The sequence below is a fragment of the Variovorax sp. RCC_210 genome, from assembly GCF_041355175.1.
GTDB lineage: Bacteria > Pseudomonadota > Gammaproteobacteria > Burkholderiales > Burkholderiaceae_C > Variovorax.
In genome coordinates, this window is sequence record NZ_JBFUPJ010000017.1 from 164267 (window position 1) to 185973 (window position 21707).

The 21707-nt window shown below is 65.8% G+C and carries 24 protein-coding genes; 21 read left to right on the plus strand and 3 right to left on the minus strand.

The features are described from left to right. The first annotated feature begins 369 nt into the window (after positions 1-369). The 4 genes from AB6807_RS33670 to AB6807_RS33685 all read left to right on the plus strand — a co-directional run bounded on the left by AB6807_RS33670 (position 370) and on the right by AB6807_RS33685 (position 3580). A complete protein-coding gene (locus AB6807_RS33670) occupies positions 370-1467 on the plus strand; it encodes an RluA family pseudouridine synthase (protein WP_371087963.1) in 1098 nt (365 codons plus the stop codon). Next, entirely contained in the window at positions 1460-2131 is a 672-nt protein-coding gene (locus AB6807_RS33675) for an HAD family hydrolase (RefSeq protein ID WP_116908284.1), read from the plus strand. The genes AB6807_RS33670 and AB6807_RS33675 overlap by 8 nt, the downstream gene beginning before the upstream one ends. Before the next feature lie 62 nt (positions 2132-2193). Then, complete coding sequence (locus AB6807_RS33680) at positions 2194-2562, plus strand: Rieske (2Fe-2S) protein (protein ID WP_371087964.1); 369 nt, start codon at positions 2194-2196, stop codon at positions 2560-2562. Between the two features lies 1 nt (position 2563). Next, a complete protein-coding gene (locus AB6807_RS33685; RefSeq protein WP_116908282.1) occupies positions 2564-3580 on the plus strand; it encodes a S49 family peptidase in 1017 nt (338 codons plus the stop codon). A 4-nt stretch (positions 3581-3584) separates the two neighbouring features. Here the strand turns inward: AB6807_RS33685 and AB6807_RS33690 are convergent, their stop codons facing one another. The 3 genes from AB6807_RS33690 to AB6807_RS33700 are packed head-to-tail and all read right to left on the minus strand — an operon-like array spanning position 3585 to position 6083. Next, positions 3585-4736: an MFS transporter gene (locus AB6807_RS33690; RefSeq protein WP_371087965.1), complete on the minus strand. Its 1152-nt coding sequence runs from the start codon at positions 4734-4736 to the stop codon at positions 3585-3587. A 1-nt stretch (position 4737) separates the two neighbouring features. Then, the gene (locus AB6807_RS33695; RefSeq protein ID WP_371087966.1) at positions 4738-5505 is read right to left on the minus strand and encodes an SAM-dependent methyltransferase; all 768 of its coding nucleotides are present in this window, start codon (positions 5503-5505) and stop codon (positions 4738-4740) included. Continuing rightward, entirely contained in the window at positions 5502-6083 is a 582-nt protein-coding gene (locus AB6807_RS33700) for a nucleoside triphosphate pyrophosphatase (RefSeq protein WP_371087967.1), read from the minus strand. The genes AB6807_RS33695 and AB6807_RS33700 overlap by 4 nt, the downstream gene beginning before the upstream one ends. A gap of 106 nt (positions 6084-6189) precedes the next feature. Between AB6807_RS33700 and AB6807_RS33705 the strand changes: the two genes are divergently transcribed. The 17 genes from AB6807_RS33705 to rnc all read left to right on the plus strand — a co-directional run bounded on the left by AB6807_RS33705 (position 6190) and on the right by rnc (position 21705). Beyond that, positions 6190-6759, plus strand: coding sequence for a DUF177 domain-containing protein (locus AB6807_RS33705; protein ID WP_116908278.1), 570 nt, complete (start codon positions 6190-6192; stop codon positions 6757-6759). 146 nt (positions 6760-6905) lie between these two features. Next, complete coding sequence (gene rpmF / locus AB6807_RS33710; protein ID WP_007830466.1) at positions 6906-7088, plus strand: 50S ribosomal protein L32; 183 nt, start codon at positions 6906-6908, stop codon at positions 7086-7088. A gap of 61 nt (positions 7089-7149) precedes the next feature. Then, on the plus strand, positions 7150-8247 hold the full coding sequence (plsX, locus tag AB6807_RS33715) for a phosphate acyltransferase PlsX (protein ID WP_371087968.1): 1098 nt from the start codon (positions 7150-7152) through the stop codon (positions 8245-8247). Next, on the plus strand, positions 8247-9224 hold the full coding sequence (locus tag AB6807_RS33720) for a beta-ketoacyl-ACP synthase III (protein ID WP_371087969.1): 978 nt from the start codon (positions 8247-8249) through the stop codon (positions 9222-9224). Before plsX ends, AB6807_RS33720 begins: the two co-directional genes overlap by 1 nt. A gap of 52 nt (positions 9225-9276) precedes the next feature. Further along, positions 9277-10230, plus strand: coding sequence for an ACP S-malonyltransferase (fabD, locus tag AB6807_RS33725; RefSeq protein ID WP_371087985.1), 954 nt, complete (start codon positions 9277-9279; stop codon positions 10228-10230). Positions 10231-10256: 26 nt separating this feature from the next. Next, positions 10257-11000 carry a 3-oxoacyl-ACP reductase FabG gene (gene fabG / locus AB6807_RS33730; RefSeq protein WP_116908274.1) on the plus strand — a complete coding sequence of 248 codons (744 nt, stop codon included), beginning with the start codon at positions 10257-10259 and terminating at the stop codon, positions 10998-11000. Positions 11001-11098: 98 nt separating this feature from the next. Then, positions 11099-11338, plus strand: a complete 240-nt coding sequence (acpP, locus tag AB6807_RS33735) for an acyl carrier protein (protein ID WP_007830471.1) — start codon at positions 11099-11101, stop codon at positions 11336-11338. A 100-nt stretch (positions 11339-11438) separates the two neighbouring features. Beyond that, positions 11439-12683 (plus strand): beta-ketoacyl-ACP synthase II, encoded by a 1245-nt coding sequence (gene fabF / locus AB6807_RS33740; RefSeq protein ID WP_116908273.1) that lies wholly within the window; start codon positions 11439-11441, stop codon positions 12681-12683. Between the two features lie 13 nt (positions 12684-12696). Beyond that, positions 12697-13179, plus strand: coding sequence for a hypothetical protein (locus AB6807_RS33745; RefSeq protein WP_371087970.1), 483 nt, complete (start codon positions 12697-12699; stop codon positions 13177-13179). Positions 13180-13189: 10 nt separating this feature from the next. After that, a complete protein-coding gene (rpoE, locus tag AB6807_RS33750; RefSeq protein ID WP_286512961.1) occupies positions 13190-13864 on the plus strand; it encodes an RNA polymerase sigma factor RpoE in 675 nt (224 codons plus the stop codon). A 17-nt stretch (positions 13865-13881) separates the two neighbouring features. After that, a complete protein-coding gene (locus AB6807_RS33755) occupies positions 13882-14556 on the plus strand; it encodes a sigma-E factor negative regulatory protein (RefSeq protein ID WP_371087971.1) in 675 nt (224 codons plus the stop codon). A 25-nt stretch (positions 14557-14581) separates the two neighbouring features. Continuing rightward, positions 14582-15682: a MucB/RseB C-terminal domain-containing protein gene (locus tag AB6807_RS33760; RefSeq protein ID WP_116908270.1), complete on the plus strand. Its 1101-nt coding sequence runs from the start codon at positions 14582-14584 to the stop codon at positions 15680-15682. Between the two features lie 115 nt (positions 15683-15797). Next, on the plus strand, positions 15798-17288 hold the full coding sequence (locus tag AB6807_RS33765) for a DegQ family serine endoprotease (RefSeq protein WP_371087972.1): 1491 nt from the start codon (positions 15798-15800) through the stop codon (positions 17286-17288). A gap of 522 nt (positions 17289-17810) precedes the next feature. Further along, positions 17811-19622: a translation elongation factor 4 gene (gene lepA, locus AB6807_RS33770; RefSeq protein ID WP_116908268.1), complete on the plus strand. Its 1812-nt coding sequence runs from the start codon at positions 17811-17813 to the stop codon at positions 19620-19622. An 8-nt stretch (positions 19623-19630) separates the two neighbouring features. Then, the gene (gene lepB, locus AB6807_RS33775; RefSeq protein WP_116908267.1) at positions 19631-20596 is read left to right on the plus strand and encodes a signal peptidase I; all 966 of its coding nucleotides are present in this window, start codon (positions 19631-19633) and stop codon (positions 20594-20596) included. Positions 20597-20632: 36 nt separating this feature from the next. Further along, complete coding sequence (locus AB6807_RS33780; protein WP_116908266.1) at positions 20633-21001, plus strand: DUF4845 domain-containing protein; 369 nt, start codon at positions 20633-20635, stop codon at positions 20999-21001. 17 nt (positions 21002-21018) lie between these two features. After that, positions 21019-21705 carry a ribonuclease III gene (gene rnc / locus AB6807_RS33785; RefSeq protein WP_116908265.1) on the plus strand — a complete coding sequence of 229 codons (687 nt, stop codon included), beginning with the start codon at positions 21019-21021 and terminating at the stop codon, positions 21703-21705. Positions 21706-21707 lie beyond the last annotated feature (2 nt).

Consider the following 21707-nt stretch of genomic DNA (forward strand, 5'->3'; position numbering starts at 1 on the left):
ATTCGGTGTTGAGTGGCTATCTTTTTGATAACCGGTTGCGCAAGGGTGGCGCGCGCTACCGATAGTTCAATGCCTGAGGCCGCTGGTCGAAACCAGGTGGGCCAGCGCAGGCAAAGTTGAATCAGCAGCATCAACACAACAAGGGACTCGCTTCGATCCGCCTGCAGCTTGATCAGCTGCAGGCTGGGTATTCCGTATCGGTGTTTCGTGGGTGTCGGCTTGACTTAGGCGCCTGCTCTGCCACTTTGCGCAATTGCGCGGGGTTTGCAGCTGGGCGCCAAAGCGGCATCGACCTCACAGCGTGGTCCTGGGTATTTGATGGCAGTGGACTAAACTTCTGTCTAATCAAGCACTTACATGACCGCGCTGGTGAAAAACATTATAGGTGCGAAGCAAGCCCCCGCGGCTGCTCCAAATCCCTCAGGCCCAAAAGCCGCGGACGACACCGGGGCGCCGCCTTCGGCCATCAAATTCCTGACGGTCGACGCCGAATCCGCCGGACAGCGGCTCGACAACTTCCTGTTCCGCCACCTGAAAGGCGTGCCGAAGACGCACGTCTACCGGATCATCCGGTCGGGCGAAGTGCGCATCAACAAGGGGCGCGTGCAGGCCGAGACCCGCATCGAGGCCGGCGACGTGCTGCGGCTGCCGCCGATTCGCATCTCGGCGCGCGCGGAAGAGGGCGCCACCCCACCCGCGCCCGCGCGTGAATTTCCTGTGCTGCTCGAAGACGACGCCGTGCTGGCCATCGACAAGCCGGCCGGCGTGGCCGTCCATGGCGGCAGCGGCGTGAGTTTCGGCGTGATCGAGCAGCTGCGCACGGCGCGCCCGGGCGCCAGGTTTCTGGAGCTGGTGCACCGGCTGGACCGCGAAACCTCCGGCATCCTGCTGGTCGCCAAGAAGCGCAGCGCGCTGGTTGCGCTGCAAGACCAGTTCCGCGAGCGCGAGACCGGCAAGACCTACCTGGCGCTGGTCGAGGGCGCCTGGCCCGCCAACAAGAAGGTGCTCGACGCGCCGCTCGCCAAGTTCCTGCTGCCCGACGGCTCGGCCGGCGCCGGCGAACGCCGCGTGCGCGTGGTTCCCAAGGACCATCCGGACGCCATGCGGGCCGTCACGCTGGTGCGGGTGCTGGCCAAGCTGACGCTGCCCGGTGATGCCGCGCCGCTGTCCTTGCTGGCGGTGACCATCAAGACCGGCCGCACGCACCAGATCCGCGTTCACCTGGCTTCGGCCGGCCATCCGATTGCCGGCGACGACAAGTACGGCGAGTCCGATCGCCAGCGCGCGCTGCAGAAACTCGGCCTCAAGCGCATGTTCCTGCACGCGTGGCGGCTGCAATTCAACCACCCGGCCAGCGGCGAGCGCGTGGCGTTGCAGGCCGAACTGCCGCCCGAACTGCACGTGCTGATGCCGAGCGCGGCCCTCGAGGCCATGGCCCAACACCCCACTCCGACGTCCCATGACTGACTCTTCCAGACCCCTCAATTTCGACCTGATCGCCTTCGACTGGGACGGGACGCTCTACGACTCCACGCGCTTGATCGTGCGCTGCATCCAGGCCGCGGTGGTCGACGTCGGCGGCGCCAAGCCGAGCGAGAACGACGCCGCCTGGGTCATCGGCCTGGGCCTGGCCGAGGCGCTGGCCCGCGCGGCGCCCGATGTGCCGAAGGAAAAATACCCCGAGCTCGGCGCGCGCTACCGGTATCACTACCTGCAGCACCAGGACGACCTGGTGCTGTTCGACGGCGTGCTGCAGATGCTCGATGCCTTGCGCGCGCGCGGCCACAAGCTGGCCGTGGCCACGGGCAAGTCGCGCCGCGGGCTCAACGAAGCGCTGAAGTCGGTGGCCCTGCGCGAGCGCTTCGACGGCTCGCGCACCGCCGACGAAACCTTCGGCAAGCCGCATCCGCGCATGCTGCTGGAGCTGATGGAAGAGCTGGACGTGCCGGCGGAACGCACGCTGATGATCGGCGACACCACGCACGACCTGCAACTTGCGCAGAACGCCGGCGCCGCCAGCGTGGGCGTGAGCTACGGCGCGCACGAACCCGAGAGCTTCGACGAATTCAAGCCGCTGCACGTGGCGCATTCCATTGCCGACCTCGAGGCCTGGCTGCTCGCCAACGCCTGAACGGCGTTTCAAGACAACGCCTCGACGCCTTAACGCCTAACCCCCCCGGAGAGAGCTCTGCCATGAGCGAAGAACGCATCCCGCTGTGCAATGCCGCGGACCTGGTCGAAGGCGGCCTGGCCGTGCCCTTCGACGTGGTCCACGGCGGTGAAACCTGCCGCGCCTTCGCGATACGGTTCGAGGGCCTGCCCCATGCGTTCCTCAACCGCTGCAGCCATGTCGCGATGGAAATGGACTTCCAGCCCGACCGCTTCTTCGACGACACCGGGCAATGGCTGCTGTGCGCGACGCATGGCGCGGTCTACAAGCCCGACACCGGCGAATGCGCGGGCGGCCCCTGCCGCGGCGGGCTCGTGAAGATCGCCTTGAGCGAGCATGACGGCGTGGTGCACTGGCATACTGACTGGAACCTTCACCCCCTGAGCTTCTGACATGACCGACCCGAACCGAACCGAACCCGCAGGGTTCGAACCCTTTGAGCCGGTACCCCCCAAAAACATGGCCCAAGACCCCACGCAACGCCCCGGATGGGAGCGCGCCACGCTCGAAAAGCTGGCTTTCGCCGCACTGAACGAACAGAAGGCCACGCGCCGCTGGAAGACCTTCGTGCGCATTTCCTGGCTCGCGTTCTTCGTCTTTCTCGTCTGGTTCGCGCTGTCGCGCAGCGCACCCAGCACAGCCAAGACCACGGCCCACACGGCGGTGGTCGAGATCAAGGGCGAAATCGCCAACGGCGGCGACGCCAGCGCCGAGTTCGTGGTGGCCGCCATGAAGACGGCCTTCGAGGACGAAGGCGCCAAGGGCGTCATCTTGCTGATCAACTCGCCCGGCGGCAGCCCCGTGCAGGCCGGCATCATCAACGACGAGATCAAGCGCCTGAAGGCCAAGTACAAGAAGCCGGTGTACGCGGTGGTCGAAGAAACCTGCGCCTCCGCCGCCTACTACATCGCCGCTTCCGCCGACAAGATCTACGTCGACAAGGCCAGCATCGTGGGCAGCATCGGCGTGCTGATGGACGGCTTCGGCTTCACCGGCGTGATGGAAAAGGTGGGCGTGGAGCGCCGCCTGCTGACGGCTGGCGAGAACAAGGGCTTTCTCGACCCGTTCAGCCCGATGAGCGACGCCCAGCGCGCCCATGCGCAAACCATGCTGAACCAGATCCACGCGCAGTTCATCAACGTGGTGAAGACCGGCCGCGGCGATCGCCTGAAGCTGGACACCCCGGGCCTGTTCAGCGGCCTGTTCTGGAGCGGTGAGCAGGCCGTGGAATACGGCCTGGCCGACCAGCTGGGCAATGTCGACTACGTGGCCCGCGAGGTCATCAAGGCTGAAGAGGTCATTGACTACACGCGGCGCGACAACGTGGCCGAGAAGCTGGCCAAGAAGTTCGGCGCCGCCATGGCCGAGACCACGGTGCGCCTGATGCACACCGCGCCGGCCCTGCGCTGAGCGCTTATTTGTTGTCGCCGCTGGCGGTGTAGCGCGCGGAGGCCGCCAGCGCCGCGGCGAAGACCACGACCACATAGAGCGCGGCGGTCAGCGAGGTCGCCCGCGCCAGCAGCCCGATGACCGCCGGGCCTGCCATGAACCCCAGATAGGCCAAGGCCGACACCGACGCGATGCCACGTGCCGGCTCCACGCCCGGTACCTTGGCCGATGCCGAGAACAGGATCGGTACCACGTTCGCAAACCCCACGCCCACGCCCGCGAAGCCGACCAGCGCCAGCCAGGGCAGGTCGGTGATCAACACCAGCGTCATGGCGGCCGCCGCCAGCAGGCCGCTGCCGAGCAGCAACGAAGTGGGGGCGAAGCGCGAGCGCATCGCGTCGCCGCCGAAGCGCGCGGCGGCCATGGCCGCCGAGAAACTGGCGTAGGCCAGCGCGGCTTGCTGCTGGGGACTGCCGATTTCCTGCTGCATATAGAGCACGCTCCAGTCGTAGATCGCGCCTTCGGCGATCAGGCCCAGCGCAGCCAGCACGCCCAGCACCGCGAGCGTGCCGCGCGGCAGCAGGAAGCCGTGGTCGGCGCCGCTCGCGCCGCTGGTGGCGGGCCGGGGCAGCATGCGTGTCGAGGCAAGCGCCACGACCAGCACCATGGCGGCCGCAACGATCAGCAGATGGGTTTGAGCGCCGAGGCCGGCCGCCAGCGCGGCGCTGCCGCTCGCGGCACCGGCCATGCCGCCCAGGCTGAACATGCCGTGCATGCCGCTCATCAGCGGAGTGCCGCCGTGCAGTTCGAGCTGCGCGGCCTCGGTGTTGATCGACACGTCGAACACGCTGGTCACCAGGCCGAAGGCGGCCAGCAAACCGAGCAGCGCCGCATAACCCGGCATGGCGATCAGGCCTGCCAGCAGCAAGGCGTAGATGCAGCCGCACAACCCAGCCACGCGGCGCGGGCCGTGTCGGCCGATCCAGCGGCCCGCGCTGGTCAGGCCGATCATTGCACCCGCGCCGGCCGCGAGCATGGCCAACCCGAGCTGGGCTTCATCGATGCCGTAGTGCGCCTTGACGGTGGGCACGTGCACGCCCCAGGTCGCGAAGATGAAGCCGGCGGAAAAGAACTGGGCGCGCGACGCCCAGCGCGTGCTTGCGGTAACGGCCAGCATCTCAGCGGCCGATCGCGAACACGGCGGGCAGGCGTTCGTCCGTGGCGGCCTGCGGCTTGGCGCGCCAGGACTTCACGGTTTCGCTGCGCACCTGGGCGCTGGACAGCGTCAGGCCCCGGGCCACGGCGAGGCGGGTGTTGTGCTGCAGGGTCTGCACCAGCGCCTGCAGCAGGGCTGCGTTGCGGTAGGGCGTTTCGATGAACAGCTGCGTTTGTCCCGACTTGAGCGCGAGCGCCTCGAGCTCGCGAATGCGCGTCTGGCGCTCCACGGCGTCCTGCGGCAGATAGCCGACGAAAGCGAAGTTCTGGCCGTTCAGGCCGCTGGCGGCCAGCGCCAACAGCAGCGAAACCGGGCCCGTCAGCGGCACCACTTCGATGCCCAGGTCGTGCGCGGCACGCGCGACCGACGAACCCGGGTCGGCCACTGCCGGCATGCCGGCCTCGCTCAGCAGGCCGATGTCGTGGCCTTCCAGCGCGGCGGCCAGCAGCGGCCGGGCGTCGAACTGGCCGGCGTGGTCGCCTTTCTTGTGCACTTCGCGCGGCAGTTCCTGGATGGCCTGCGCCTGCAGGGGCGCGGCCAGCGGCGCGACGGCGTCGACGCGCTTCAGGTAGGCGCGTGCGGATTTCGCGTTCTCGCAGATCCAGTGCGTGATGCCGGCGGCGGTCTGCAGCGTGCCCAGGGGCAGGGCGTCTTGCAGCGGGGCTTGCACGTCGCAGCCGAAATCGAGCGGCGCGGGAACGAGGTAGAGCTTGCCTTTGGCTTGTGTCACAGCAGGTTCACCCCCGCGGCGCGCAGCATCTGGCAGGTACGGATCAGCGGCAGACCGACCAGTGCGGTCGGGTCGTCGCTGTCGATGGCGCTCAGCAGCGCGATGCCGAGGCCTTCGCTCTTGGCGCTGCCGGCGCAGTCGTAGGGCTGCTCGGCTTGCAGGTAGTGTTCGATGGCATCGTCCGTCAGGTCGCGGAACACCACGCGCACGGGCGCGATGTCGCGCTGCACGAAGCCGGTGGCGTGGCACACGACGGCCACGGCCGTCTGGAAGATCAGCGTCTGGCCACGCATGCGGCGCAGTTGGGCGGTGGCGCGCGCATGGTCGCCGGGCTTGCCGAGGGCCTCGCCGGCCAGGTCGGCCACCTGGTCGGAGCCGATGACGACGGCTTCGGGAAAGCGGGCGGCCACGGCATTGGCCTTTTCCAGCGCGAGGCGCACGGCCAGGTCGTGCGGCGTTTCGCCGGGAAGTGGGGTTTCATCGACTTCCGGCGACTGCACGTCGAAGGGCAGTCGCAGGCGGGTGAGCAGTTCGCGCCTGTAGCGCGAGGTGGAGGCGAGGATCACGGTGCGTTGCATGGGGACGATTGTGCGTGAGCCGCCCAAGCGCCGAAGCTTGTTGCAGGCTGTGTCCTTGGGCTTGTCCCAGGGTGCTCGATCGGGCAGTCGCGATAGACTGGCGCGGATGAAGAGAGAATTTGCCCCCGAACGGCTCAATGTGCCCGGCTTTACCGCCGCTGCCGCCACCCTGGAAGCCGCCGATCCGGTTCCAAATTACGCCCGCCTGGTCGCCGAGCTGGCCACGCCGGCGACCGATGCCATCGTCAGCTGGGAGGCCAGCGGCGAAGAACGCCCCGGCGCCGACGGCAAGCCCGTGCCCTGGATGCACCTGGAGGCCGAAACCACCGTGCCGCTGGTTTGCCAGCGCTGCCTGTCGCCTGTCGACACCGAGCTTTTCGTGGACCGCTGGTTCCGTTTCGTGGCCGACGAGGCCACCGCCGAGGCGCAGGACGACGAGTCCGAAGAAGACCTGCTCGTGCTGAGCCGCGATTTCGACCTGCATACATTGATAGAAGACGAGCTGCTGATGGAGATTCCCGTCACGCCCGTTCACGACGTTTGCCCGACGCCGGTGCAGCTGTCGTCCAGCGACGAAGACTTCAAGGCGGCCGAACAGGCCAAGCCGAACCCGTTTGCAGTGCTCCAGGCGTTGCGCGGGCGAAAGCCTGGAGACGGCTCGAAAGAGGGCGAGTAGCTCTTTCTCCGAGTCTGGGCTATAATCATGGGCTTCGCGCGCGCCGCCGTGAGCAGCAATGCAGGCAAGGGCATTCCATACATGTCCCTGCATTGCCACCGCGTGAGCCCGCATCCTTTCACTCACCTCACAGTCCAGGAGCCATCATGGCCGTCCAGCAAAACAAGAAGTCGCCTTCCAAGCGCGGCATGCACCGTTCCCACAATGCGCTGGTCGTGCCCGGCATCGCCGTGGAACCGACCACCGGCGAAACGCATCTGCGTCACCACATCAGCCCCAACGGTTTCTACCGTGGCCGTCAGGTGCTCAAGAACAAGTCTGAAGCCTGATCTCGCACCCCAAGGCCAAGGCCCGAAGCTACTTCTGCTGTAGCGTCGGGCCTTTGTTTTGATGGCTACGCCTTCTTCCCCCGAAATCACTGCTGCGCCTTCCGCAATCACGCTCGCCGTGGATTGCATGGGGGGTGACCATGGGCCGCGTGTCACGCTCGCGGCCTGCCGCGCGTTTCTCGAGCGGCACAGCGAAGCCTCGTTGTTGTTGGTCGGTGCGCCGGCCGCACTGGCGGGGTTTGCCGCGCATCCACGTGCCCGCGTCGTCGCCGCGAGCGAGGTGGTGGGCATGGACGATCCGATTGAAATCGCCTTGCGCAAGAAGAAGGATTCTTCGATGCGCGTGGCGATCCAGCAGGTGAAGGATGGTGCTGCGCAAGCCGCCATCTCGGCCGGCAATACCGGCGCCCTGATGGCGATCGCGCGCTACCTGCTCAAGACGCTCGACGGCATCGATCGCCCCGCGATTGCGCCGCAACTTCCGAATGCCAAAGGCGGCGCCACGACCGTGCTCGACCTGGGTGCGAACGTCGATTGCGACGCGGAAGACCTGCTTCAGTTCGCCGTGCTGGGGTCTGCTTTGGTCTCCGCGCTCACCGGCAACGAGGCGCCTTCAGTCGGCCTGCTCAATATCGGCGAGGAAGCCATCAAGGGCAGTGAAACGATCAAGAAGGCCAGTCAACTGCTGCGTACGGCTGCCAACTCCAAGGATCTGAACTTCTACGGCAACGTGGAAGGCAACGATATCTTCAAGGGCACGACCGACATCGTCGTTTGCGACGGTTTCGTCGGCAACGTGGCGCTGAAGGCCAGCGAAGGTGTGGCTTCGATGATCGGCGAATTCATTCGCGTCGAATTTTCGAGAAATATTTTCACCAAGGCTGCAGCAATTGTTGCTTATCCGGTGCTAAAAGCTTTCAAAAGTCGTCTGGATCATCGCCGGTACAACGGTGCGGCACTTTTGGGCTTGCGCGGCTTGGTGTTCAAAAGCCATGGCTCGGCTGACGAAGTGGCTTTCGGCCATGCGTTGGATCGCGCTTATGATGCCGCTCGCAACAACCTGCTCGATCGCGTGCGGGCCCGCATCGCCCACGCCGCGCCATTGCTCGCGCGGCAGGAACCGGCGGCGCCGGTCGACGCGACGGCCCTTCACGTTTGATGACTCCTTATTCACGCATTACCGGCACCGGCAGCTACCTGCCCCCACGCCGCGTGACCAACGACGACCTCGCCAAGGAATTGGCGACGCGCGGCATCGAGACCTCCGATCAATGGATCGTCGAGCGCACCGGCATCCATGCCCGGCATTTCGCCGCGCCGGAAGTCACCAGCAGCGATCTCGGGCTCGAGGCTGCCAGGCATGCGCTCGAATCCGCCGGCCGCAAGGCCAGCGACGTCGACCTGATCATCGTCGCGACCTCGACGCCCGACATGGTGTTTCCGTCGTCCGCGGCCATCCTCCAGCACAAGCTCGGCATCGCCGGCTGCCCGGCGTTCGACGTCCAGGCGGTTTGCAGCGGCTTCGTCTATGCGCTGACCGTGGCCGACGCCATGATCCGCACCGGCACCGCGCGCTGCGCGCTGGTGATCGGCGCCGAAGTGTTCTCCCGCATCCTCGATTTCAGCGATCGCACCACCTGCGTGCTGTTCGGTGACGGCGCGGGCGCGGTGGTGCTCGAAGCCAGCGAAGAGCCCGGCATCCTGGCGAGCGACCTGCATGCGGACGGCAAGCACGTCGGCATTCTTTGCGTGCCCGGTCATGTCTCCGGCGGCAATGTGCTCGGCACGCCGCTGCTGCACATGGACGGCCAGGCTGTCTTCAAGCTCGCGGTTCGCGTGCTCGAAGAAGCTGCCCGCGCCACGCTGGCCAAAGCCGGCAAGACCGAGGCCGACATCGACTGGCTCATTCCTCACCAGGCGAACATCCGCATCATGGAAGGCACGGCGAAGAAGCTGAAGCTTCCGCGCGAGAAGCTGATCGTCACGGTGAACGAACACGGCAACACGTCTGCCGCGTCGATTCCGTTGGCGCTCGACGAGGCCGTGCGCTCCGGCAAGGTGAAGAAAGGCGAAACGCTCATGCTCGAAGGCGTGGGCGGCGGCTTCACCTGGGGCGCGGTGCTCCTGAACCTGTAGTGTGTTGCGGCGGCCCGAAGAGGGCGGCTGCATTCGAGACGACACATCAAAAATGAAATCCTTTGCTTTTGTCTTTCCGGGCCAGGGCTCGCAAGCGGTCGGCATGCTCGACGCCTGGGGCGATCACCCCGCCGTGGTCGAAACCTTGCGTGAAGCGTCGGATGCGCTGGACGAAGACGTCGGCGCGCTGATCAAGAACGGCCCCAAGGAAGAACTGGCCCTGACCACCAACACCCAGCCCGTGATGCTGGTGGCGGGCGTGGCCGCATGGCGCGCGTGGCTCGCCGAAGGCGGCGCCACTCCCTCCGTGGTGGCCGGTCATTCGCTTGGCGAGTACTCAGCGTTGGTTGCTTCCGGCGTGCTGACGCTTGCCCAGGCGGCGCCGCTCGTGCGTTTCCGTGCGCAAGCGATGCAACAGGCGGTGCCCGTGGGCGTCGGCGCCATGGCCGCGGTGCTCGGCATGGAGTCGGGCAAGGTCGTTGCTGGCTGCGCGGAAGCCACAGCCAGTTTCGGCGAGGGCAGTGCCGAGATCGTCGAGGCGGTGAATTTCAACGACCCGATGCAGACCGTGATTGCCGGCAGCAAGGCTGCCGTCGACAAGGCTTGTGAACTGCTCAAGGCCAATGGCGCCAAGCGCGCGCTGCTGCTGCCGGTGTCGGCGCCGTTCCACTCGAGCCTCATGAAGCCCGCTGCACAAGCGCTGCGCGAAAAGCTGGCGTCGATCACGCTCGGCACCCCGCAGATTCCGGTGCTGAACAACATCGATGTGGCGGTGGAAACCGATGCCGACCGCATCCGCGATGCCCTGGTGCGCCAGGCAGCCGGCCCGGTTCGCTGGGTCGAGAGCGTGCAGGCCTTGAAACTGCGCGGTGTCGCCGCCATCATCGAGTGCGGCCCCGGCAAGGTGCTGGCCGGCATGGTGAAGCGCATCGCCCCCGATCTGGAAGCTGCGTCGGTGTACGACCCGGCCACGCTCGCGGACACCCGACAATCGCTCGCCGGCTGACCGGCAAGGCCTCGATACTTTTTCTTATGAGCATTCCCAAATTCGAAGGGCAAGTTGCCCTGGTCACCGGCGCGACGCGCGGCATCGGCGCAGCCATCGCGCTGGAGCTGGCGCAGCGCGGCCTGAAGGTCGTGGGCACCGGGACCACCGATGACGGTGCGGCCAAGATCACCTCGGCGCTCAGCGCCTTCGACGGTCGCGGCCGCGCGCTGGACGTGAACGACGGCGCCGCCGTCGAGGCCCTGATCGACGAGATCGTGAAGGCCTACGGCGCGATCCACGTGCTGGTCAACAACGCCGGCATCACGCGCGACACGCTCGCCATGCGCATGAAGGACAGCGACTGGGACGCGGTGCTCGACACCAACCTCAAGGCCGTCTTCACGCTCTCGCGCGCCGTGATCCGCCCCATGATGAAGCAGCGCTACGGCCGCATCATCAGCATCACCAGCGTGGTTGGCGCCTCCGGCAATGCCGGGCAGGCCAACTACGCGGCCGCCAAGGCCGGCGTCGCGGGCATGACCCGCGCGCTCGCCCGCGAACTCGGCAGCCGCAACATCACGGTCAACTGCGTCGCGCCCGGTTTCATCGAGACCGACATGACGGCCAGCCTCCCGGAAGCCCAGCAACAGGCGCTGCTCCAGCAGATCCCGCTGGGCCACCTGGGCAAGCCGGCCGACATCGCGCATGCGGTGGCCTACCTCGCATCGCCCCAGGCGTCCTACGTCACGGGGCAGGAGCTGCACGTCAACGGCGGCATGCACATGTAGCCGCAAGGCGCAATCTTTCCCGTACCGGGTGCACGGCAAATGCCACAATGCGCCCGGCTAAAATCCACCGATTACCTACAACCCTCAGAGGGAACCAAATGAGCGATATCGAAGCACGTGTCAAGAAAATCATCGCCGAGCAACTCGGCGTGGAAGAGTCTCAAGTGACGAATGAAAAGGCCTTCGTGGCCGACCTCGGCGCTGACTCGCTCGACACGGTCGAACTCGTGATGGCACTCGAAGACGAATTCGGCATCGAAATTCCCGACGAAGACGCCGAGAAGATCACCACGGTGCAAAACGCCGTCGACTACGCCACCAAGAATCAAAAGGCCTGAAAAGGCCAGCTGACAACACTGCAACTGCGGCCGGCGGCTTTTAATCGAACCGCACGCGCCGACAGGCAACTGTTCAGCGCTTCCAGAAAGGTTTGCCGGCATGACCAAACGCCGCGTCGTCGTGACCGGACTCGGTTGCATCGCTCCTGTCGGAAACACCGCAACCGAATCCTGGGCCAACCTGTTGGCCGGGAAGTCGGGTATTGCGAACATCACCGCGTTCGATGCAAGCGCCTTCGCCTGCAAGTTCGCCGGTGAGGTCAAGGGTTTCGACATCACCCAATACATCTCGGAGAAAGAAGCGCGTCACATGGACCGCTTCATTCATCTGGGGCTCGCCGCCGCCATCCAGGCGGTGCAGGACAGCGGACTGCCGACCGGCGAAGCGCTGTCCTATGAAAAGGCCGTGCGCATCGGCTGCAACATCGGCTCCGGCATCGGCGGTCTTCCGATGATCGAACAGACGCACGGCGAACTGGTTGCACGCGGCCCCCGCCGCGTGTCGCCGTTCTTCGTGCCGGCGTCGATCATCAACATGATCTCCGGCCACGTCTCGATCAAGTACGGCTTCAAGGGCCCGAACATCGCGGTCGTCACGGCCTGCACCACCGGCCTCCACGCCATCGGCACGTCTGCTCGCATGATCGAGTACGGCGACGCCGACGTCATGATCGCCGGCGGCGCCGAATCGACCATCTCCCCGCTCGGTATCGGCGGCTTCACCGCGCCTCGCGCGTTGAGCACCCGCAACGACGATCCCGCCACGGCTTCGCGTCCCTGGGACAAGGACCGCGACGGTTTCGTGCTGGGCGAGGGTGCCGGCGTGCTGGTGCTCGAGGAATACGAACACGCCAAGGCGCGCGGCGCCAAGATCTACGCGGAAGTCGCGGGCTTCGGCCTGACGGGCGACGCGTACCACATGACCGCGCCCGACGTCGACGGCCCCCGCCGCTCGATGGCCATGGCGCTGGCCAATGCCGGCGTCAATGCCGACCAGGTCCAGTACCTCAACGCGCACGGCACTTCGACGCAGATCGGCGACCTCAACGAGACCAATGCGGTCAAGCTGGCGTTCGGCGATCACGCGAAGAAGCTGGTCGTGAATTCGACGAAGTCCATGACCGGCCATTTGCTGGGCGGCGCGGGCGGCATCGAGTCCGTGTTCACGGTCATGGCGCTGCACGAGCAGAAGAGCCCGCCGACCATCAACATCTTCAACCAGGATCCGGAGTGCGATCTCGACTACTGCGCCAACGAGGCGCGCGATCTGAAGATCGATGTCGCGGTCAAGAACAACTTCGGCTTCGGCGGCACCAACGGCACGCTGGTGTTCAAGCGCGCTTGAGCATTGCTCTTTCATGCACAGCGCACCGTCGGTGACCTATCCGGTGGGGCGCTCGCGCGGTGCCACCCGGATTCTCGTTGTCTTTTGGGCTCTGGGCGCTTGCTGCGCAGGCGCGTCCTGCTATCTGATCGATAGCGTGGGATGGCGCCAGCTGCTGCTGGTGCTCAGCGTCGTGTTTTCCGGCGTTGCCGCGGGCTTCGGCTTGCGGCGCGATGGCGCCGGTGTTCTTCATTTCGACGGCCTCCACTGGTCGCTGGGTGGCTCCGACGCATCGCGTTCGGTGCACACCGCGCGGGCCTTGGTGGCGCTCGATTTCCAGTCGCTGATGCTGCTTCGCCTGAGCGAACCGGGCCGCGCGCGGCGCTGGGTCTGGGTCGAGCAGCGGGCCATGCCCGAACGCTGGCGCGATGTGCGCCGTGCGGTATATTCGCGCCCCCCGTCCGCAGCCCCTGCGGGCGACACCTGGCGTGCGACGGCTCCGGCCGACGCACCCTGAACGTTCGTCGATGACCACTTCTCCGCCGCCCGTGCCGCCGGATTCCGGCCTGACCGAGGCGCCCGCAGGGCCGCCGCGTCCGGGCGAGGTCGATTTCCAGCTCGTCCAGCGCACCGTCGCGGGCGACCAGAAGGCCTTCGAGCTGCTGGTCATCAAGTACCAGCGCCGCATCGAACGCCTGATCGGGCGCATGGTGCGCGACGTGGACCTGGTCGAGGACATCGCCCAGGAAACCTTCATTCGCGCCTACCGCGCGCTGCACCAGTTTCGCGGCGAGGCGCAGTTCTACACCTGGCTCTACCGGATCGCCGTCAACACCGCCAAGAAGGCGTTGGTGGACATGAAGCGCGATCCGACTGTCTCCGAAGCGGCACTGAGGCCGTCTTCTGAAGACGACGATGAAACTTACCGTCCTGGAAACGAACCAACCACCGACGAAACCCCCGAATCCGTCATGGCGGCGAATGAAATCGCCAGCGCTGTCGAAGCGGCCATGGAAGCGCTCCCTGCCGAACTGCGGCAGGCCGTGACGTTGCGCGAGATCGAGGGCATGAGTTACGAAGAGATTGCCGAGGTCATGAATTGCCCGATCGGCACTGTGCGTTCGCGTATTTTCCGGGCGCGCGAGGCCATTTCGGCCAGGGTCAAGCCACTGCTGGACAACCAGTCCGGCAAGCGTTGGTAAGTAAGCAGGTGAATGAAATGAATCAGACGATGACGGTTCGGGAACAGGTGTCCGCACTTGCGGATGGTCATTTGCAGGGCGAGGCGTTCGCGCAGGCGATCGAGGCGGTCTGCGCAGACGGCGAGGCGCGCGCGGCCTGGCAGGCAATCCATGTGGCCGGCGACGTGCTGCGTTCGGGCTCGCACGCGCAATGCACCGACACCTCGGCGTTTTTGTCGCGCTTCCAGCAGCGGCTGGCGGCCGAGCCCGTGGTGCTCGCGCCGGTCGTGATCCCTGTCGCCGCTCCGGTGGCGTTGCCCGTGCAGCGCCGGGCGGAGGCAGCCAACGAGCCTGTGTTCCGCTGGAAGCTGGTGGCTGGCGCCGCGTCGCTGATGGCCGTGGCCGCCATCAGCTGGACGCTGGTCGGCAACGGCTCGGCGGTGCAGCAGGCCGGCCCTCAGGTGGCGTCGGTGCAGCAGCAACAGCAGCCGGCGGTGAATTCGGTGCTGGCTGCGGCCGCCGTCAACAGCGACCTGCCCGCCACCAACACGCTCACCCCGACCCGTGTGATCGTCGGCAACGGCAATCCGCAGGTGATGCTGCGCGATCCGCGCCTCGACCAGTTGCTCGAAGCGCACCAGCAGGCTGGCGGTGCTTCGCAAATGCCTTCCGGTTTCCTGCGCAACGCCACCTTCGAGGGCCCGACGCGCTGACCGCGCGCGCCCGCAGCCGCCCTTGATGACCGTTCAGATGCCGATCTCCGCACGCGCCTGCGTGCTTGTGTTTGCTGCTTTTTGCCTCGCGCAGGCTGCGACCGCGCAAACCCGCTCGGGTGCCGCGAACGCGAAGAGCGCCACCGCAACGGCCCAGACCGACGAACCGCCCGCGATGAGCGTGACCGAGTGGCTGCAGCGCATGCACGCCGGCGCCCGCCAGCGCAACTACATCGGGACCTTCGTGGTCTCGGCGCCGGGCGGCGACCTGTCGAGCGCGCGCATCTGGCATGTGCGCGACGGCGAGCATCAGATCGAGCGCATCGAGGCGTTGTCGGGGCCGCAGCGCTCCACTTTCCGGCGCAACCGCAGCGTCATGACCTTCCTGCCTGAAGCGAAGGTCGTAAAGGTCGAGAAGCGCGAGAACCTCGACCTCTTTCCGAACCTGCCGGACAAGCCCGACGGATCGATCGGCGACTTCTACGACGTGCGCGCCATCGGCAAGGACCGCGTGGCGGGTTTCGACGCCGACGTGGTGCAACTGGTGCCGCACGACACCCTGCGCTTCGGCTATCGCATCTGGAGCGAGCGCCGCTCGGGCTTGGTGGTGAAGCTGCAGACCATCGACAGCGATTCGCGCGTGGTGGAGCAGTCGGCGTTCTCCGAACTGCAGCTCGATGCGCCCGTGAAGGCGCAGGCGCTGTCGCAGATGATGTCGAACACCGCCGGCTACCGCGTCGAGAAGCTCGAGCTAGAGCGCAGCAACGCGCAGGACGAGGGCTGGACGCTCAACGCGCCCGTGGCCGGGTTCAAGCCGCGAAGTTTCTTCCGTCGGCCCACGGCGACCACCGCAACCGCGGCAACTGGCGACAGCAGCGGCAAGCCGAAGCAGGACGCCGCCACGGTCCAGTGGACCTTCTCCGACGGCCTGGCCTCGGTGTCGCTGTTCATCGAACGCTACGACGCCGCGCGCGCGCCGCGAGACGGTGTGCTGACCATCGGCGCCACCAACGCCATCCGCCGCCGCCTGCCGGAGCCGAACAGCGACTGGTGGCTGACGGCCGTTGGCGAGGTGCCGCAGCAAACGCTCAACGCATTCGCCCAGAGTCTCGCGCGCACGCGCTGATGCACGTGCTGATTTGTGGCACGGGCGCGCCCGGCGCCTATTGCGCTGAACCAAGCACGCAGCGCAGACTCATACCCATCGTTTCTAGCCGCTCTGTTCTTTTGAAAGAAAACCGATGATCTTCAAAGTCGAGGGACACAAGCTTCGTTCCGGTCTGCTGGCTTTCGCACTCGCGCTGACCGCGAGCGCCACTTTCGTTCCGGTGCAATCCGCCCATGCGCAGACGCGCACGCTGCCCGATTTCACTGACCTGGTCGACCAGGTCGGCCCCTCCGTCGTCAACATCCGCACCGTCGAGAAGGTCACGCCGCGCGCCGGCAATGGCGAGATGGACGAGGAGATGCAGGAGTTCTTCCGCCGCTTCTTCGGCCAGCCCATTCCGGGGCAGCCCGGCCAGCCGCGACAGGGTCCCACCCCGAAGCGCCCGCAGCAGCCGCAGGAAGAAGAGCGTCCGCGCGGCGTGGGCTCCGGCTTCATCCTGACGGCCGACGGCTACGTGATGACCAACGCGCACGTGGTGGAAGACGCCTCCGAGGTGCTGGTCACGCTGCCCGACAAGCGCGAGTTCAAGGCCAAGATCGTCGGCGCCGACAAGCGCACCGACGTGGCCGTGGTGAAGATCGAGGCCACGGGCCTGCCCGCGGTGAAGGTCGGAGACATTTCGAAGCTGCGCGTAGGCGAGTGGGTGATGGCCATCGGCTCGCCGTTCGGCCTGGAGAACACCGTGACCGCCGGCATCGTGAGCGCGAAGCAGCGCGACACCGGCGAGTACCTGCCGTTCATCCAGACCGACGTGGCCATTAACCCCGGCAACTCGGGCGGCCCGCTGATCAACATGCGTGGCGAAGTGGTGGGCATCAACAGCCAGATCTACTCGCGCTCGGGCGGCTTCATGGGCATCTCTTTCTCGATTCCGATCGACGAGGCGATCCGCGTGAGCGACCAGCTGCGCACCTCCGGCCGCGTTTCTCGCGGGCGCATCGGCGTGCAGATCGACCAAGTGACGAAGGACGTGGCCGAGGCCATCGGCCTGGGCAAGGCGCAGGGCGCGCTGGTGCGCGGCGTGGAGGCCGGTTCGCCGGGCGAGAAGGCCGGCGTGGAGCCGGGCGACGTCATCACCAAGTTCGACGGCAAGGCCATCGAGAAGCCGAGCGACCTGCCGCGCCTCGTGGGCAACACCAAGCCAGGCACCAAGAGCACGCTCACGGTGTTCCGCCGAGGTGCCTCGCGCGACCTGAGCGTGACCATTGCCGAGATCGAGCCCGACAAGCCTGCGAAGCGCGCAGCTGATCGCGACGAACCCGCACCGAAGCCGCCGGCATCCGCCGCCGCGAAATCGCTGGGTCTCGCAGTGAGCGACCTGACCGACGCGCAGAAGAAAGAGCTGAAGATCAAGGGCGGCGTGAAGGTCGATGCAGCCAACGAGGGCGCTGCCCGTGCCGGCCTGCGAGAGGGCGACATCATCTTGGCCGTGGGCAACGCAGAGGTGGCGAACACGAAGGAATTCGAGTCCGCCGTCGGCAAGGCCGACAAGAGCAAGGCGCTCAGCGTGCTGTTCCGCCGGGGCGACTGGGCGCAGTACGCCCTGATCCGGCCCGCACGCTGATACGGCGCTGGCGTCAAGTGGCCCCACCCGGCAGTCGGGTTTGGGGCCGTTTTTTTGAGGTGTTTACGACGTTCCGGCCCTGCCCATCAAAAAAATCTTGGACGTCGAAAGCATCGTTTTTTGTTAGTGAAAACTAACTTTAAAGAAGGCTAAGGACGGATTTCGGTAGAATAGAGCACCCTCGGTGGTCGGTCAGCGCATAAGGAGTGCCTCGGCCTTCACGATGCGAGATGTTAGACGGCAGTCCACCGGTGCTCCACAGATCGCCCACAAGTTGTTCAGCAAGTGCTCCACCGATCCTGTTGATAACCTGTTTATATCTTTGATGTTGTGGACCTGCAACGACCCCTTTGGACCCTGTTCCCGGATGTACGTGCCTCCCTTTTTGCCTACAATGAAGTTCCAACTACTGCAGTTGCCATTGCTTGTTGGTTCAGGGCGCGTCTCCAGAAGACGCGCCCTTTTTTCTTGCCCGTCGCACTCTGCGGCCGAGCCAATTCAAGTACTTAAGCGTTCCCGTTGATGAATCACATCAGAAATTTCTCGATCATTGCGCACATCGACCACGGCAAGTCGACGCTCGCAGACCGTTTGATCCAACGCTGCGGCGGCCTCGCGGAACGCGAGATGGAAGCGCAGGTGCTCGATTCGATGGACATCGAAAAAGAGCGTGGGATAACCATCAAGGCACAGACCGCCGCGCTGCACTACAAGGCACGCGATGGGCAGGTCTACAACCTCAATCTGATCGACACACCGGGCCACGTCGACTTCTCTTATGAAGTGAGCCGCTCGCTGTCCGCATGCGAAGGCGCGCTGCTCGTGGTCGATGCATCGCAAGGCGTCGAAGCGCAGACAGTGGCCAACTGCTACACCGCGCTCGACCTCGGTGTCGAAGTGGTGCCGGTGCTCAACAAGATCGATCTGCCGAACGCGGACCTCGACAACGCGCGCACCGAGATCGAAGACGTGATCGGCATCGACGCGACCGACGCGATTCCGTGCTCGGCAAAAACCGGCGTCGGCATCGACGAGATCCTCGAAGCCATCATCGCGCGCATGCCCGCGCCGCGCGGCAACCCCGACGGTCCGCTGCGCGCGATGATCGTCGACAGCTGGTTCGACGCGTACGTCGGCGTGGTGATGCTGGTGCGCGTGGTCGACGGTCGCCTGGTGAAGGGCGAGCGCATCAAGATGATGGCTTCGGGCGCGATGTACAACGCCGACAGCATCGGCGTGTTCACTCCGGCCAACGAAGCGCGCGCCACGCTCGAAGCGGGCGAGGTGGGCTACATCATCGCGGGCATCAAGGAGCTGCAGGCCGCCAAGGTGGGCGACACGGTCACGCTCATCAGGCCTGGCACCGGCGGTGCCGCCGCCACGGCCACCGAGGCGCTGCCCGGCTTCAAGGAAATCCAGCCGCAGGTGTTCGCGGGCCTGTACCCCACCGAGGCGAGCGAGTACGACTCGCTGCGTGACGCGCTGGAAAAACTCAAGCTCAACGATTCGTCGCTGCGCTACGAGCCCGAAGTGAGTCAGGCGCTCGGCTTCGGTTTTCGCTGCGGCTTTCTCGGGCTGCTGCACATGGAGATCGTGCAGGAGCGCCTGGAGCGCGAGTTCGACCAGGACCTGATCACGACCGCGCCCAGCGTGGTGTACCAGGTGGTCAAGAACGACGGCGAAGTCATCATGGTCGAGAACCCGTCCAAGATGCCCGACGTCGGGCGCATGTCCGAGATTCGCGAACCCATCGTCACCGTGCACCTGTACATGCCGCAGGAATACGTGGGCTCGGTCATGACGCTGGCCAACCAGAAGCGCGGCGTGCAGCTGAACATGGCCTACCACGGCCGCCAGGTCATGCTGACCTACGAGATGCCGCTCGGCGAGATCGTGCTCGACTTCTTCGACAAGCTGAAGTCGGTGAGCCGCGGCTACGCGTCCATGGACTATGAGTTCAAGGAGTACCGCGCCTCCGACGTGGTGAAGGTCGACATCCTGCTCAACGGCGACAAGGTCGACGCGCTGTCCATCATCGTGCACCGCAGCCAGTCGCAGTACCGCGGCCGGGCGGTGGTGTCGAAGATGCGCGAGATCATTTCGCGCCAGATGTACGACGTGGCGATCCAGGCGGCCATCGGGGTCACCATCATTGCGCGTGAGACAATCAAGGCCCTTCGCAAGAACGTGCTGGCCAAGTGCTACGGCGGCGACATTTCCCGCAAGAAGAAGCTGCTCGAGAAGCAGAAGGCCGGCAAGAAAAGAATGAAGCAGATCGGCTCCGTCGAAGTCCCGCAAGAGGCCTTCCTCGCGATTCTGCAAGTCGAAGACTGATCACAAAAATGGCACTCATCACCTCCCTGGTCCTCGCGGCTTTCGCTGCCTATGTCGGCTCGTGGTATTTCGGCGCGATCGAAGGCAACTTCGCATTGCTGCTGTTCCTGGCCACGGTGATCACCGGCCTGTACTGGCTGGGCGAGCGCTTCTACTTCCTGCCGAAGCGCGAGCGCGCGGCCGCCAAGCTGGAAGCCTCGCTGGCCGAGCGCAATGCGCGCCTGGCCGAGCAGGGCATCAAGCAGGTCGACACCGCCGACGCGAAGTCGAGCGAGCGGCTGCTGATGCAGCCCTGGTGGCTGGACTGGACCGCCGGGCTGTTCCCGGTGATCCTGGTGGTGTTCCTGCTGCGCTCGTTCCTTTACGAGCCCTTCAAGATTCCCTCGGGCTCGATGATGCCCACGCTGCTGACCGGCGACCTGATCCTGGTCAACAAGTTCACCTACGGCCTGCGCCTGCCGGTGATCAACACCAAGGTCACCAGCGGCACGCCGCTGGCGCGCGGCGACGTGGTGGTGTTCCGCTACCCGCCCAAGCCGAGCATGGACTACATCAAGCGCGTGGTCGGCATTCCGGGCGACGAAGTGGCCTACCTGAACAAGAAGCTCACGATCAACGGCCAGCCGGTGTCCAAGCAGCCCGATGCCGACTACCTCGACAACGAGTCGATGCGCCTGCTAAAGCAGTACGACGAGAAGCTCGGCGAGAAGCAGCACAAGATCCTGAACGACGAAGCCGCGCCGTCCTTCGTGCCCGGCGCCAGCGACTTCCCGGGCCGCGAGAACTGCCGCTATTCGGTCGAAGGCGTGGTCTGCAAGGTGCCTGCCGGCAGCTATTTCATGATGGGCGACAACCGCGATAATTCCGCCGACTCGCGTTTCTGGGGCTTCGTGCCAGACAACAACATCGTGGGCAGGGCGTTCTTTGTCTGGATGAACTTCGGCGATCTGGGTCGCATCGGTCCGTTTCAATAAGCAGAGCTATCTGCATCGTTCGAGGGGTAAGAGGGCATGAGAACACATCGGTCAGTCCGCAGCAGGGCTGCGCAGCAACGCGGCATTTCGTTCGTCGGCTTGGTGTTCGTCGCGGTGGTGCTGGGCTGCCTGGGCGTGGTCGTCGCGCAGGTCATTCCGACGCTGATCGAATGGCAGGCGATCGACAAGGCCGCCAACAAGGCCAAGGAAGGCTCCACGGTGCCGGAAGTGCGCGCCATCTTCGATCGGGCCCAGGCCATCGACGACTTCAAGTCGGTCAGCGGCAAGGACCTCGACATCAAGAAGGTCGGCGACAAGGTGGTGGTCTCGTATGCGTACGAGCGCGAGATCCCGCTGTTCGGCCCGGCCTACCTGACCCTCAAGTACAAGGGCGAGTCCCGCTGAACGCGGCGCTCAAAAAGGTGGACGGCAGCCTCGTCGCGCTGCAAGCGCGTCTCCAGCACACCTTCTCCGACCCGCGGCTGCTCCAGCTCGCGCTCACGCACCGCAGCTTTTCGTCCGATCACAACGAGCGCCTGGAGTTTCTCGGCGACTCGGTGCTGAACCTGGCGGTTTCTCACCTGCTGTACATCCGCCTGTCGGCCTTGCCCGAGGGCGACCTGTCGCGCGTGCGGGCCAACCTGGTCAAGCAAGACACCCTGCACCGCCTGGCTGTGGGGCTGGCGCTGTCGCCGCTGCTCAAGCTGGGCGAGGGCGAGGCCCGCTCCGGCGGCCCGAACCGGCCGTCGATCCTGGCCGACGCGCTCGAGGCGCTGATCGGCGCGGTCTACCTCGACGCCGGCTTTGCCGCCGCCCAGTCGCTGGTGCACCGGCTGTACGAGGCGGTGGAAATCAACCCGCGCATGGAAGCCGCGGCCAAGGATCCGAAGACCGAATTGCAGGAATGGCTGCAGGGTCACAAAATGAAGCTGCCGGTGTACCGCGTGGCCGCCACACTGGGCGCCGCGCACAAGCAGACTTTCGATGTCGAGTGCGAGGTGCCCGAGTTGGGCCTTCGCGAACGCGGCATCGGCGGCTCGCGCCGCGCTGGCGAGCAGGCGGCGGCCGCCGCCATGTTGATCCGGCTCAAGGCACGCGGCGCCGCGTGAAA